The following is a 14,023-nucleotide window of genomic DNA, read 5'->3' as shown; positions in this document are numbered from 1 at the left end:
TTTAAGAACGCTCTAATACTAATGCTGAAGCTCCACCACCGCCATTACAAATTGCTGCTGCTCCATATTTTGCATTATTTTGTTCTAATACGTTTACTAGGGTTACAAGAATTCTGGCTCCAGAACACCCAAGCGGATGGCCTAATGACACAGCACCTCCATTAACGTTTACTTTACTGTCGTCTAGGTCTAATATTTTCATATTAGCTAGCCCAACAACAGAAAAGGCTTCATTAAACTCAAAGAAATCTACATCATCTATGCTTAAGTTAGCTTTAGATAATGCTTTTGGTAATGCTTTTGCAGGTGCAGTTGTAAACCATTTGGGCTCTTGAGCCGCGTCTGCGTAACTCTTTATAGTTGCAATTGGTTTTAAACCTAATTCTTCAGCTTTTTCTTTACTCATTAATACCATTGCTGCTGCACCATCATTTATTGTTGAAGCATTTGCTGCAGTTACCGTACCTTCTTTTGTAAAGGCTGGTCGCAATGCTGGAATTTTTTCCATTTTTACATTAGTATATTCTTGATCATGGTCAATAATAGTTGGTTCACCTCGTCTTTGTGGGACTTCAACAGGTACAACTTCATTATTAAACTTTCCTGATTCCCATGCGTTTTTTGAACGTTCGTAAGATTGAATAGCAAACGCATCTTGGTCCTCTCTTGAGAAATCATATTCTGTTGCACATGCATCTGCACAAACACCCATGGCATTTTTATCATAAGCATCAACAAGACCATCTTTTTGCATACCATCTTCGAAAGTGGTAGGTCCAAATTTTGTTGCTGTTCTTGCATGATAATAATGCGGTATTAAACTCATATTCTCCATTCCGCCAGCAACTACGATATCTGCATCACCAAGCTGAATAGCTTGAGCAGCTTGCATAATAGCTTTCATACCAGATGCGCAAACTTTATTTATAGTTGTACAGGGGACAGAGTCAGGTATTCCGGCATATATGGCTGCTTGTCTAGCTGGAGCTTGTCCAGTACCAGCTTGGACAACATTACCCATTAATACTTCTTCTACCAGTTCGGGATTTAAATTTATTTTATCTAAAGCACCTTTTATTGCTGTTGCACCTAATTTTGGAGCAGGAACAGTAGATAAAACACCCATAAAACTACCTATTGGGGTTCTTACGGCTGATACTATTACAACTTGTTTCTCCATTTTACTATAAATTGATTTTTGCTGATGCGAATTTAATGATTTTTAAGAGATTTGATAACGAAATCTTTCTTAAACAAACCACAAAATACATATATTTATTACATTTGATTACCTATGAATGAACTTGTAAATAAATGGTACCGCAACCATGCGCTAATATATAAGCTGCTTCTTTTACTAGGGACAACTTTTTTTATTGTTTACCTATTCCCCAAAACTGGAAAGTTTAGGTATTCTTTTGAAAAAGGAAAGCCTTGGCAATCTGAAAATTTGTATGCGCCTTTTGATTTTGCTATAAAAAAATCTAAAGCTCAAAGTGATGAAGAAGTAAAACGAATTACGGATAATAACGAACTGTATTTTGAAGTTGATTTAAAAATAAAGACATCAGCTATTAATAGATATCTTGAAGAGTTTAATACCATTTTTGAAGATTCTATTACTGGTTTTGAAAACAGATTAGTTTTATATAATCAAGGACAAAAAGCTTTAGAAGATATTTATAAATATGGGGTTTTAAATTCTGTTTATAATTATGATGAAAATCGTCAGATTATACTCATTGAAAATAATAAACAGAAGAGTAAGATTCAATTTAAAGATTTATTTGCTCAAACAGATATTCGACCATATCTACAAGGGGTATTAAGACAAAATAATCTTCAAGAATATGAGAGTGATTTTGTGTCCTTGTTTTTTAATATTATAGAGCCAAATGTAGGTTTCAATAAATCTCTAACAGATAAAGTATTGGAAGAGAGACTGTCTACAATATCGCCTACAAGAGGTTTAGTTTCTGAAGGCACTTTAATAATTTCTAAAGGGCAAGTTGTTGAGGATAATCAGTTTAATATTCTTGATTCTTTAAAGTCAGAATATGAGTCTCAAGTTTGGAGTTCTAGTAATTATAATTGGGTAATTATGGCGTATACATTATTAGTTGCCTTAGCACTTTTAATGTTATTACTCTTTCTTAGGAAATACCGATCTGATGTGTTTCTTAATAATACTAAGGTCACTTTTATCTTCTTTAATATTGTTGTAATGGTTGTGCTAACAACTATTGTTACCAATTATAATTCGCAGTATCTGTATGTTGTGCCATTATGTATTTTGCCTTTAGTTCTTAAGGCATTTTTCGATGCTAGATTGGGTCTTTTTGCGCACGTTCTTACAGTATTGCTGTTAGGTTTTATTGTACCAAATAGTTACGAGTATATGTTTTTGCAAATAATTGCAGGTATAGTTACTATTCTAACAGTTTCAGAATTATATAAAAGAGCTAATCTTTTTATTTCAGTTGGACAAATCACCTTAATATATATCATCGCATACTTTGCTTTTTTTGTCATTCATGAAGGGCAAATTTCTAATATAAAATGGGAAACATTTGGTCTTTTTATTCTTGGAGGTTTGGCGACACTTTTTGTACAACCACTAATATATATCTATGAAAAATTATTTGGTTTGGTGTCAGACGTGTCATTATTAGAGCTATCAGATACTAATACTAAATTATTAAAGGAATTATCAAATAAAGCACCAGGTACATTTCATCATTCATTGAATGTTGCAAATTTGGCAGAAGCTTCGGCAAATGAAATTGGTGCAAATGCTATGCTAGCTAGAGTAGGCGCTTTATATCATGATATTGGTAAAATGAAAAACCCTACATTTTTTACAGAAAATCAATCTACAGGTATCAATCCACATGATGAATTGTCTTCAAAAGAAAGTGCTTCGGTAATAATCGATCATGTTATAAATGGTATAGAGATTGCTAAAAAGAATAATTTACCTGATCGCGTTATAGATTTTATAAGGACGCATCATGGAACAAGTATGGTTTACTATTTTTATAAAACGGAATTGGCGGTCAATGAGTTTGCTAAAGAAGAGGATTTCTCTTATCCTGGTCCAAAACCTTTCAGTAGAGAAACAGCTATATTAATGATGTGTGATAGTGTAGAGGCTGCTTCTAAGAGTCTTAAGTCTCCTACGAGTACAAAAATTAATGAGTTTGTTGAGAATATTATTAATAAACAAGTAGAAATGGGACAGTTTTTAAATGCAGATATTACCTTTAAAGATATAGAATCTATAAAGCGTGTACTTAAATTAAAACTGGCAAATATATATCATTTACGGATTGAATATCCAGAATAAAAAACCAGCTAGATAGCTGGCTTTTTTATGATTAATTACTAGTTAGTTTAATAATTCGGCAATTTTATTCTCCAAAGCCAAGCCTCTTAAATTCTTAGCAACAATTTTACCTTCATTATCTAATACAAACATTGACGGAATAGAGCCTACATTATAACGTCTTGCAATTTGGTCAAAGTATTTTAAGTTAGATACTTGATGCCAAGTTAGATTATCATCCTTTATAGCTTTTATCCATGCTTCCTTTGGATTCTGTTGCCCACGTCTACCATCTAATCCAACACCAATAATTTCTAAGCCTTTATCGTGATACTTATTATATACTTTGACAACATTTGGATTTTCTCTTCTACAAGGCCCACACCAAGCAGCCCAAAAATCTATAATCGTAATTTTTCCTTTAGAAACAACATCACTTAATGCTACAATTTTTCCTTCAGGATTAGGCGCAGAAAATTCAGGAGCAATAGCGCCTATCGTTGTAGATTTTTCAGATTTAAGTTTTTCTTTTATACTGTTTATTATTTCTCCAATTTTTCTACCTTCGGATGTAGTTTTAATATTTTCATCAAGGTTATTATATGTAGAGATAAATTTCTCAGTGTCTAGATTTCTAGAATTTAATTGTGCGCTAAGTATAGTAAGAGAAGAATATTTTTCTTTATTTTTTTCTATATGAGCATAAGGAAAATCATTAAATTCTTTTTCGAGATTTTCTAAGAACTGTTTGTCATTACTTAGATTTAATGTATCATTTAAAATGAATGATTGATTATATTTTTTTTTAGCGTCAACAAGTTTCTTTCTTAATTCACTCACTTTAAAACCGAACTCAGAATAGATATCATTTTCCTTAGAACCTTTTAATTTTGAATTTGAAAATTTTTCTTGATTGATATTAAGTTCTAATACAGCATTTTCTATAATTACAGGGAGACGACCGTTTACTCCATTTACTGTAATGTAATGTAAAGAGGGGTATTCCACAGTACCATCTAGAGTAAAAGTCTCGTTCATGACAATAGCAGTATCTATTGCGGTTATTCTTCCACGTTCATCCATTGTATTCAAATAAACTCTAATGCCATTATAGAGTCCTTTTGCTTTTCCATTAATAACATAGTCAGTTCGCTGTTCTTTTTTACAACCAAAAACGCATAAACTTAAAAAAGCGATGCAAATCAATTTTTTCATAATTCATTTTTTAATTCTTCCACAAATATAAAAAGTTAGCTTTAAGAGATTATATATACTAATGTAAATTATATCTTAAAAAAGTAAAAGCATTATTTTTGTCTTAAAGAAAACTACATGATTAATAATGATACAATTGTAGCTTTAGCCACAGCTTCTGGAAGTGGTGCCATTGCTGTGATAAGACTTTCGGGTAAAGATGCTATAACTTATATTGACAAGCATTTTAGGTCTGTAAAGGATAACAAATCTTTAATTAATCAAAAGTCTCATACGATACATCTTGGTCATATCATAGATGGAACTCGAGAGATTGACGAAGTTTTGGTTTCAATATTTAAGAATCCAAATTCATATACAGGAGAAAGTGTTGTTGAAATTTCTTGCCACGGTTCCCAATATATACAACAAGAAATTATTCAATTATTTCTAAGAACTGGCTGTCGTATGGCTAATGCAGGTGAGTTTACTCTAAGAGCTTTTTTAAATGGTAAGTTAGATTTAAGTCAGGCTGAAGCAGTAGCTGATTTAATAGCTAGTGATAATGCTGCCTCGCATCAAATTGCAATGCAACAAATGCGAGGCGGTTTCTCTTCAGAAATAGCTAAGCTTCGAGAAGAGTTAATGAATTTTGCATCTTTGATTGAATTAGAATTAGATTTTGCTGAAGAAGATGTAGAGTTTGCGGATAGATCAGAGTTTAAAGAACTCATAGATAGAATCTCATTTGTATTAAAACGACTCATAGATAGTTTTGCAGTTGGTAACGTCATTAAAAATGGAATACCTGTCGCTATAGTAGGCGAGCCTAATGTTGGTAAATCTACTTTGCTTAACGCACTTTTAAATGAAGAGCGTGCTATAGTTAGTGATATAGCAGGAACAACACGAGATGCTATTGAAGACGAAATCTCTATTGGAGGTATTGGCTTTAGATTTATAGATACTGCTGGTATACGTGAAACCGAAGATATTGTAGAAAGTATTGGTATCAAAAAAACTTTTGAGAAAATGGAGCAAGCTCAGGTGGTTGTTCTGTTGTTTTCTGCTGAGGAGTTTAAAACTGAAAGTCAACGCTTGAAGGTTGAAATCGAAAAAATAAAGAATCGTTTTCCTCAAAAACCATTAGTAATTATTGCAAATAAAATTGATAAGATAACCAATGATGAACTAGGTAAACTACAATCTCAATTTATAAACCTTCATTTGCTTTCAGCAAAAACTGGAGTTGGAGTAGAATCACTAAAAGATAAATTGACAGGATTTGTAAATACTGGTGCACTTCGTAATAATGAAACAATAGTTACAAACACTCGTCATTACGACTCACTTTTAAAGGCTTTTGAAGAAATTAATAAAGTGAAGTCTGGTCTAGAAATGGGACTTTCAGGAGACCTAATGGCTATTGATATCCGTCAATCACTATTTCATTTTGGTGAAATCACGGGCGAGATTACTACTGATGATTTGTTAGGAAATATCTTTGCTAACTTTTGTATCGGGAAGTAATTCCAATTAACAAACAAGTAGTAAACAATATAGGCAGGAGAATAAAGATGTGTAATTTATCCTTTAATTTTCGCAATATAGTTTAAAGTATACTCCAAAACCGTATCTGTGTCACTTTTAAAATCTTCTACTGTTTGATTAATTTCAAAATGCGGTGGTAAACCAGTTCCTTCCATAGGAAAACCATTAAAAGAAATTTGAGGAGGTTTGCGTATTGGGATTCTAAAGGAAATTCCATAATCAGTTGTAAAATTTTTAGGATTGTTACCTGTGTCTCCTGCAGTAGGACTACCTATTAGTTTTACATTTCCACTTTCTAACAAATCAATAGCAAAACTTTCACCAGCAGATGCTGTTTTAACACCTATTAGCACATATAACTTTCCCTTATATCTATTTTTCTTAGGTTTTATTTTTTTTCTAGAGACACAAGCTCTTGTTGGATAAGATATTAAATATCTAGCTATTTGTTCACTGAAAATTGAATTCCCACCAGTGTTTTCTCTTAAGTCAATTATCAAATTAGGTAAATGCATTAATGAATTAAAAGAAGCCTCAAATTCTTTTACTACATTACCAGTCATTGAATTTATAGTAATATAGCCTGTAGTTTCGTTGAGTTTTCTACCATTACTTTTGGTTATATTGTTAGGAAATGAATAACTGTATTCAGTTGGTATATTTAGCTTTTTTGCAATTGTTTTTAATCCATTAGTGGTTTTAATAGTATATGTTCTAGATATTTTAAACTCACTATTAAATACTTTCCATAACGTATTATTTAATTCGCCATCAAGGGTAGAGGCACTTACAAATTTTCGTTGAATGTTTAGCCATTCTATTATTGGTCTGTTATCTATTTGCAGAATTTCATCATTTTTTTTAACTCCCAATTTAACAAAATCTGCATCGTCTACTTTATGCAAAAAAAGTCTATTTTCAATCATCTTAACAGAAGCTTTTATACCGTAATCTCTAAGATGAATAGTTGTATGTGAGTTTTTAAGTTTTGAAAAATACGTTAGTAAACATTTAAAATAATCTTCTTTATTTGCGATTTCAGATATTTTGTTTTGATAGAAACTATATAAAGAGTCGATATCAATATTCTTATTTTTTAAATGACTATAATTTTTAGCTACTATAGCATTTATTTGTTTAAAATTTTGATTGTAATTTTCTACTGGAATATTAATATCGTCAACAAAGGAAAGCTGACCATAAATTATATTTGTAATTAAAAGTATCGAGATTAGTATGGATAAACGCATTGAGTTATATTTTTTAACAAGTTTTAATTATCTAGTATTTCACTTAAAACCTTTCCTAATTTGTCATGCCTTAATTCTTTATCCATAGCAATTATTCTTCCTTCTTTATTAACTAATATTAGTTTAGGTAAAGAAGCTAACTGAAATTTTTTAGCTATATCTCCTTTCAATCCATCAGCAGAGTAAAGGCTTGTAGTCCAGGGAAATATTTTTTTTCTAGAGAATGATTTTAATCTTTCAATATCTGTGTCAAGAGAAATACTAATTACGTTAAAGCCTTTGTTTTTATAAGTATTATAATATTTTTCTATAACTGGAAATTCTTTTATACAAGGTTTGCACCAAGTAGCCCAAAAATCAATTAATGTTACTTTTCCCTCCAAATCATTGTTGGAAAAAACTTTATTATCATCAGAAACGGTTGGTAATGTAAAATCTGGAATTAGTGAACCTTTTTTCAAATATGTCAAGTCTTTATTTAATTCAAATTGATTATCAGGAAATATTACATTTAGTTTTCTCTCTTGAAAAGTATACTCTTGTATATATGCCGATTTTGGAACAAAGTTTTTTTTCTTAAATGGTAATAAATAGCCATTTACTTCTCTATAGTCTTCAAAAGTTAGTGTAGATAATCCATATCCGGTTTCGGATAGGTAGGCAATAAGCAATTTTGTTTCTTTATTAAATATATAAGTGTCATTATTTTTTTTGCTATCCAAATAAAAAACATCAGTGTTGTTCCATAATGTATCTATTAAATAATAATCTTCTATTTTTTCTTTAAGTTCTATAACAGGATTAATCTTAGGCTTTTCATAAGGAATTTTATTTAAGCCTATTAAGGTATTTTCTTCATACTTAATTATGCTACTTCCTTCATCATTTGTTAAAGTTATATTGGTCATAACATTGTCTTTATAAGAAACAATTTTTTGAAGGTTAGGGAATTGCTGGCTTATCTCCTTTTTTTCATTATTTATAATCTTCCCATTTATACTAGTCTTTAAATTATACAAACACGATTGTGACGTAATTTTATCCCAACCAACATTAGATGAGCTAGTTGCTAAATTTGAATTTACTACTGCTAAAGGTGTTGTTATTTCTTTTTTGCACGAAAGAAGAACGTTTATTAATACTATGTAAAGGATTGTTTTTTTCATATTGCAGTTATTCTTTTCTGATAATCTTTATGTGTGTTTTTGGATTTGGATAAGACATATTATCACTAAATACATTTGACAGTATTAACCAACCTTTTTCTGGATCTTTTATTAACTGAAATACGTTAACTCCTATTACTTTTAACTCTCGGTCTTTAGTTTTAATTTCAAACTCATACGTGCTAAATCGAGTTGCAACGCCACCGTATACTAGTGTTTTGTAATCTATTTCTTTTTCTTGAAAGGACAGAATATTATTTTTTTTAAAAGTCTCTTTATTTTTTGAACGAAATTCTTTCACGGGAAATATTCTAGCTTGTTTTGTAGATATTGAACCTATCATAGCCTTCTCATGATGAATTTTTTTAAGTGTTATATAATCTTGTTCTTTGCCATTTATAAATGAGATAGATGTATATAGTTTAGAAATTACTTGGTCTATTTGCTTATAATCATCTTGCTCTTGCTGGGCAATTATATTAGCTGATAAAAAAGCTGTGAAAATAAGAGCAAAAAGTTTTATTGAAATTTTATGCATATGTTTTGGTTTAAATGCTAATTAAAAATTTTCATGGCCAAAAAATATAAAATGTATAGCTTATTAATACTCTGGTTTATTAAATCGGGACAAAATATTTTGATTAGTTTAACAAGGGTTGCGGTTTAATTTGAATCCAGCCAACTTGCAATATCATCAATTAATTTATCAGCTTCTCTAATTTTTGCTGGAACATTCCAAAATGTATGAAACATGTTGTCGTATTCAATAAGTGTGGTTTCTGTTTTTAAAGATTTTAAATTATCGTCTAATTTTTTGACTTGATCTAATAACATTTCAAAAGTTCCAACAGTTATTATGGTTTTAGGTAGTTTAATCAACTGACTTTTGTTTAGAGTAAGAGGGTATTCATCTAGTTCGTTATTATTGTTTATATACATGTCATAACAATTCTTTAAGTATTGAGAATTTGCTACGTCATTTTTAGAATTACTTTGAATCGTGCCTTTCGTTGATGTTGGTTCTACCCAAGGAGAGATAAGAATACAACCACGAATCTTTTGTCTGTTATTTATTGTTAATTTTTTAAATGTAGTTATCGCTAAATTTGCTCCAGCTGAATCGCCTGTAAGATATATTGGAGTTTCTATCTCTTTTAAAATGAACTCACTTATCTCTATAGCAAATTTATGAGCAGACGGATAAAATTTCTCAGGAGCAGTTGGGTAAAAGGGTATTATGATTTTTGAATTTGAAGACATGGCTAACCTTGAAATAAATTCAATAATAGCATAAGGAGAGCCTGTAACAAAGCCACCACCATGAAAGTAAATAATGATGTTTTTGCTATACTTTTTATCTTTCGGTTCTACTTTAAGATATTTACCAACATTATTATTTATTTCCTCGATTATAAGTTCATTAACTAATGAAGATTTTGGATTAAAACGATTGGATAATCTTTTTAACCACTCTAAACCATGTATGTTTGAGGATAAAAGTGTGAATCTAGTAGTAGCCCAAATAAGTTCAGTTTTTAAGTTCCAAGTTACAGTTTTCTTTTTCCCAACTCCTCGTTTTAATATAGTTGAAACACACTTTTCTATTAAACCTAGACTATATTTTAAGTTTTTCATATTTTGGCTGGCCTTATTCTACTTTTTTAAAAGTTAGTCCGCCACTATCTATTCCAGTTATGGTATTATTATTTATAATGAACTTTAAATTCATAGTTCGGTTAGTAATAAGCTCAACTTTGCATGCATTGACTTCTGGTGAAGCTACAGCTGCAGCCTGTAGTTCTCCAAATTCTACATATAAAGTTTTATTTTTTATTGTAATATCCATACTTCCCATAAAATCATTTTTATAAATACCCGTATAAGCTTTTAAAGGCATTGTTAAATTCCATTCAGTAGCCGTCTCATTTAACTTCTTTTTTCCAGAGTTTTCTATTAACTTTCTCTCAAGTTCAGTTAGATCTTTTAACTTTTGATTATAAGTGTTTTCATTAATAGGTTCTTCTAGTAATACTTCATAAATATAAGAAGCGATGATACTACTTAAATTATCTCCAAAATGTTCTTCATTCGTAAAAACAGCTATACCAATCTTTTCTTTTGGCATAAATGATATATGAGATTGAAAACCGTTATAACCACCAAAATGATAAATAACATCATTATTATCGTTAAACGTAGCATTGTGCCAACCTATAGAATAACTCAGTCCTTGAAATATTTGTCCTTTCTTTTTTGAATAATTAATAGTGGGTATATGAGATTTTTTTATTGCCGTAGAAGCTGTAATTTGAGTGTTATCTAACTTTCCTGTATTAATGTTGTAAAGCAACCATTTAGCAGCATCACTTGCAGAAGAAATTAGTCCTCCAGCTGCATGCATTGTATTGTCTGTTTTTAGAGGAAACTTTTTCAGACCATCCTTATACCCCCCTACATAAGGTTGTGCTAATATCCATTTATTCTTAAAAGCATCAGACATATAGCCTGAAGTATGAGACATTTTCAAAGGTGTAAACAACTTTTCATTTAATAAATCTTGCCAGTTTTTATCAAATTCTTCTTTTAGTAATACACTAAACAAATTATAACCAAGATTAGAATATTTAAATCGCTTATCTTTAGCTTGAGTAGTTTTTTCTATAAGCATTATGATATCTTTTTTTGATAAGTTTCCTAAATATGAATATCTGAATGTGAGAAAATTATTTGTCAATCCACTCGTATGGTTTAATAATTCTAAAATGGTAATGTTATCAAAAATATCTCTATTTGATAGTTCTTTAAACGGTTTGTAACTGCTTAGGGGTGCTGATAAATTTAATTGTCCTTTATGTTCTAGAATAGTTGCTAATGCACCAATAAAAGATTTAGTTGTAGAAGCAATATAAAAAGCTGTGTTTTTGTCTGCTTTTATATTTTTATTTAAATCAGCATAACCGTACCCCTTGGTTAATATAGTATTATTGTCTTTAACTATAGCAACAGCCAAACCTGGGATGGATTGGTATTGTTTTTTTAACTGATTAATAAATTTGTCTATTTGCTCTACTTTATCTTGTTGAGCATGTAAAAGAGAAGTTGTAAATAAAAATAGTATAATAAAGCATTTTAAATTATTTGTAAGCGATTTTGTCATAATTTTATAATTGAAATTTTGATGTTAAAAATAGACGGAACTTTACCATGTGATTTCCTGATTTTTATAAACAGGAATAAGAATTATAAAATTTTTAACAAATTGACAGTGGTTTTATTCTTTCTTAATTTATAGTATGAAAACGAGTGATAAAAATCTCCATTCTTTTGAAATTTTTATATCAGAATAAAATTCTTTGTGTTTATAAATTGTATAGAGTATTTTATTAAAAATCCTGATTCATCAAATCAGGATATATATTTGTGACAGATTTAACAATAAAGTTAATGTATTAAAAATCAATTTTCTAGTATTTTGTGGTTATGGGTATTTACTTTTTACTTACTGTATTTTCTGGAATTGTCGTTGTAATGTGTATTTTCATTGTAATGTATCTATTATTTGGAATCAAAGAGAGAAGTTTAAAAAAATCTATACTTTCTGCTTTAATAATCGCTATATTTTTATGTATAATAAAATCTATAATTTTCTATTTTATTACAATGAAACATGGTTTTATGCCTAGAATTATAGTAGCAATAGGCTTTTTGGGGTTTTCGTTAATTGGGCCTCTGACATATTGGTACTTTAAATCTAATTCAGTAAGAACAATATTTGATTTTTCTAAGATTCAATTGCTTCATTTTCTATTATCCATCATTGGAGTTACAACGATTTTTTCAACGAGCAATTTAGACAATGAATTATATTTTGTTTGTAACTTAAGTTTTCTATTATATCTTTCGTATTGCTTTTTTACTTTTCTCGATAAGAAAAACAAAACAGAAGTCTCTTATCTATTTTGGGATAAAACAATTTTTATTACAATGTCATTATTGTTTTTAGTATTTCTTGTTCAGTACTTCATGACAACGATTCAGATGCATATAATAGGGACAGCTATATCATCTGTTGTGATTAGTGGGTTGTTTTTTTATATGCTTAAAAATCCACCTAACATGTTAAAAGCATTAAACAAAATCTCGCCTAAACCAGAGCAAATGATTCAAATAATTACTGCTTTGGAATTAGATAAATTATACAGAACTCAAGGTATTAATTTGACCAAATTTTCAAATAAAATTAATATTCCTAAGTATGTAATCTCTATTGTCATTAGAGATAGATACAGTAAATCATTCCCTGAAGTTATTAATTCCATGAGAATAAAAGACATTACAAATAAGCTTAAAGATCCCAATTTGGCAAATGTAAAAGTGGAAGAACTTGCTTTTGATGTTGGATTTAATTCAACCTCTTCTTTTTACGCAGCTTTTAAAAAGATAGTAAAAATTACACCAAGAGAGTTTCAGAGAAAGATGCTTCATGATATGTTGTAATGAGTATAGTTTTAAAAGTTTAACAGCATAATGATAAATCACTTTCTGTATCGGGAAGTAATTAATACAAACTACATCAAGCTAAATTTATTGTAGAAAAAGAAACCAGTTAAGCTTGGAGAACTATAAAATTTCAAATTCAATTCTAAATATTTAGTAATACTAGCTATACATATTAATTCATCTTCATTTAAATCTTTGTCTAATGCAGAAATACCTGAGGTACCTATCCATTGAAATCCATCTTTTAGAATAACTGAAGCACTTACACCTATGTGATTTGAGTCTTTAGCCCAATTATCTAATTCAAATTGCAAATCTGTAGCTAATTGAGAAGGGAATCTACTTTGCGAATTAGCTTTTGAGACAAAACCCAATTAATATGTTAAACATATTATTGCGCCAGTAGTTTTTTATAGTTGCTCATACGCATAAAAGAATTTTCATAATCATTAGTTTTAATCTATTCTACTGTAAATTCTTTTATGTGTAAGAGCCCAATTTTTCCCATAATCTGTTGATAAATATGAAGAAAACTCAAATTTGTCTTTATTCTCAATGGAAAGAATATATTTTGACTGTAATTTTTTTACATCTATATTTCTAAACCAATAAATTACTAGTTTGTCATTTTCAATTTTACCATTCAAGATTGAGAATGATCCATGTTCTGAATCTAATGCAGACATTTGAACACTAATTGAATCTTGTCCTACGATCATTACCTCTCTGGCATATTTTCTACTTTTATAACTACCACGGTAAGATTCTTTAATCCCACAGCCTTCTATTAAATTTGTAATTTTTGAATTACCCTTGTTATTTTCGTATACTCCTGGCGAAGTTCTGTCTTTAGTTTTAACTTCCCAATCTCCAATAATGGTACTCAAGTAATTATATAGAGGGTTTTGGCAGGTGTATGATTCTTCTTGTGCATTAGAGGTAATAGATATTAATGATACCATGCAAAATAGCCATAAGTATTTTCTGTTAATTTTCATCATTTTAGTATTATAATTAATCGTTAGTTGACACAAATT

At 29.7% G+C, this 14,023-nt stretch carries 12 protein-coding genes; 3 read left to right on the top strand and 9 right to left on the bottom strand.

The genetic code is table 11. The features are described from left to right. Window position 1 precedes the first annotated feature (1 nt). Window positions 2-1,180 (bottom strand): acetyl-CoA C-acyltransferase, encoded by a 1,179-nt coding sequence (locus tag IEV10_RS09705; RefSeq protein WP_188374523.1) that lies wholly within the window; start codon window positions 1,178-1,180, stop codon window positions 2-4. A gap of 114 nt (window positions 1,181-1,294) precedes the next feature. On the opposite strand from IEV10_RS09705, the gene IEV10_RS09700 reads away from it, so the two are divergent. Beyond that, entirely contained in the window at window positions 1,295-3,346 is a 2,052-nt protein-coding gene (locus IEV10_RS09700; protein ID WP_188374522.1) for an HD family phosphohydrolase, read from the top strand. 42 nt (window positions 3,347-3,388) lie between these two features. Here IEV10_RS09700 and IEV10_RS09695 read toward each other — a convergent pair whose 3' ends face one another. Next, window positions 3,389-4,540, bottom strand: coding sequence for a TlpA disulfide reductase family protein (locus IEV10_RS09695; RefSeq protein WP_188374521.1), 1,152 nt, complete (start codon window positions 4,538-4,540; stop codon window positions 3,389-3,391). Between the two features lie 117 nt (window positions 4,541-4,657). On the opposite strand from IEV10_RS09695, the gene mnmE reads away from it, so the two are divergent. Further along, window positions 4,658-6,049, top strand: coding sequence for a tRNA uridine-5-carboxymethylaminomethyl(34) synthesis GTPase MnmE (gene mnmE, locus IEV10_RS09690; RefSeq protein ID WP_188374520.1), 1,392 nt, complete (start codon window positions 4,658-4,660; stop codon window positions 6,047-6,049). A gap of 56 nt (window positions 6,050-6,105) precedes the next feature. Here mnmE and IEV10_RS09685 read toward each other — a convergent pair whose 3' ends face one another. From IEV10_RS09685 to IEV10_RS09665, 5 genes are all read right to left on the bottom strand, one after another. Next, a complete protein-coding gene (locus tag IEV10_RS09685) occupies window positions 6,106-7,320 on the bottom strand; it encodes a S41 family peptidase (protein ID WP_188374519.1) in 1,215 nt (404 codons plus the stop codon). Window positions 7,321-7,343: 23 nt separating this feature from the next. Then, entirely contained in the window at window positions 7,344-8,486 is a 1,143-nt protein-coding gene (locus IEV10_RS09680; protein WP_188374518.1) for a TlpA family protein disulfide reductase, read from the bottom strand. A gap of 7 nt (window positions 8,487-8,493) precedes the next feature. Beyond that, on the bottom strand, window positions 8,494-9,024 hold the full coding sequence (locus IEV10_RS09675) for a hypothetical protein (RefSeq protein WP_188374517.1): 531 nt from the start codon (window positions 9,022-9,024) through the stop codon (window positions 8,494-8,496). Between the two features lie 125 nt (window positions 9,025-9,149). Beyond that, window positions 9,150-10,121, bottom strand: coding sequence for an alpha/beta hydrolase fold domain-containing protein (locus IEV10_RS09670; RefSeq protein WP_188374516.1), 972 nt, complete (start codon window positions 10,119-10,121; stop codon window positions 9,150-9,152). A 13-nt stretch (window positions 10,122-10,134) separates the two neighbouring features. Then, a complete protein-coding gene (locus tag IEV10_RS09665) occupies window positions 10,135-11,643 on the bottom strand; it encodes a serine hydrolase domain-containing protein (protein WP_188374515.1) in 1,509 nt (502 codons plus the stop codon). 518 nt (window positions 11,644-12,161) lie between these two features. Between IEV10_RS09665 and IEV10_RS09660 the strand changes: the two genes are divergently transcribed. Then, window positions 12,162-12,983 carry a helix-turn-helix domain-containing protein gene (locus IEV10_RS09660; RefSeq protein WP_188374514.1) on the top strand — a complete coding sequence of 274 codons (822 nt, stop codon included), beginning with the start codon at window positions 12,162-12,164 and terminating at the stop codon, window positions 12,981-12,983. Window positions 12,984-13,054: 71 nt separating this feature from the next. Here IEV10_RS09660 and IEV10_RS09655 read toward each other — a convergent pair whose 3' ends face one another. Both IEV10_RS09655 and IEV10_RS09650 read right to left on the bottom strand, forming a co-directional pair. Further along, window positions 13,055-13,360 (bottom strand): hypothetical protein, encoded by a 306-nt coding sequence (locus IEV10_RS09655; RefSeq protein WP_188374513.1) that lies wholly within the window; start codon window positions 13,358-13,360, stop codon window positions 13,055-13,057. A gap of 81 nt (window positions 13,361-13,441) precedes the next feature. After that, complete coding sequence (locus IEV10_RS09650) at window positions 13,442-14,020, bottom strand: DUF1579 family protein (RefSeq protein ID WP_188374512.1); 579 nt, start codon at window positions 14,018-14,020, stop codon at window positions 13,442-13,444. Window positions 14,021-14,023: the final 3 nt, after the last annotated feature.

Origin of the sequence: Winogradskyella haliclonae (assembly GCF_014635865.1) — a bacterium.
GTDB lineage: Bacteria > Bacteroidota > Bacteroidia > Flavobacteriales > Flavobacteriaceae > Winogradskyella > Winogradskyella haliclonae.
The sequence above is the reverse complement of the archived record's forward strand: the minus strand, read 5'-3'. Positions and strand labels throughout refer to the sequence as shown.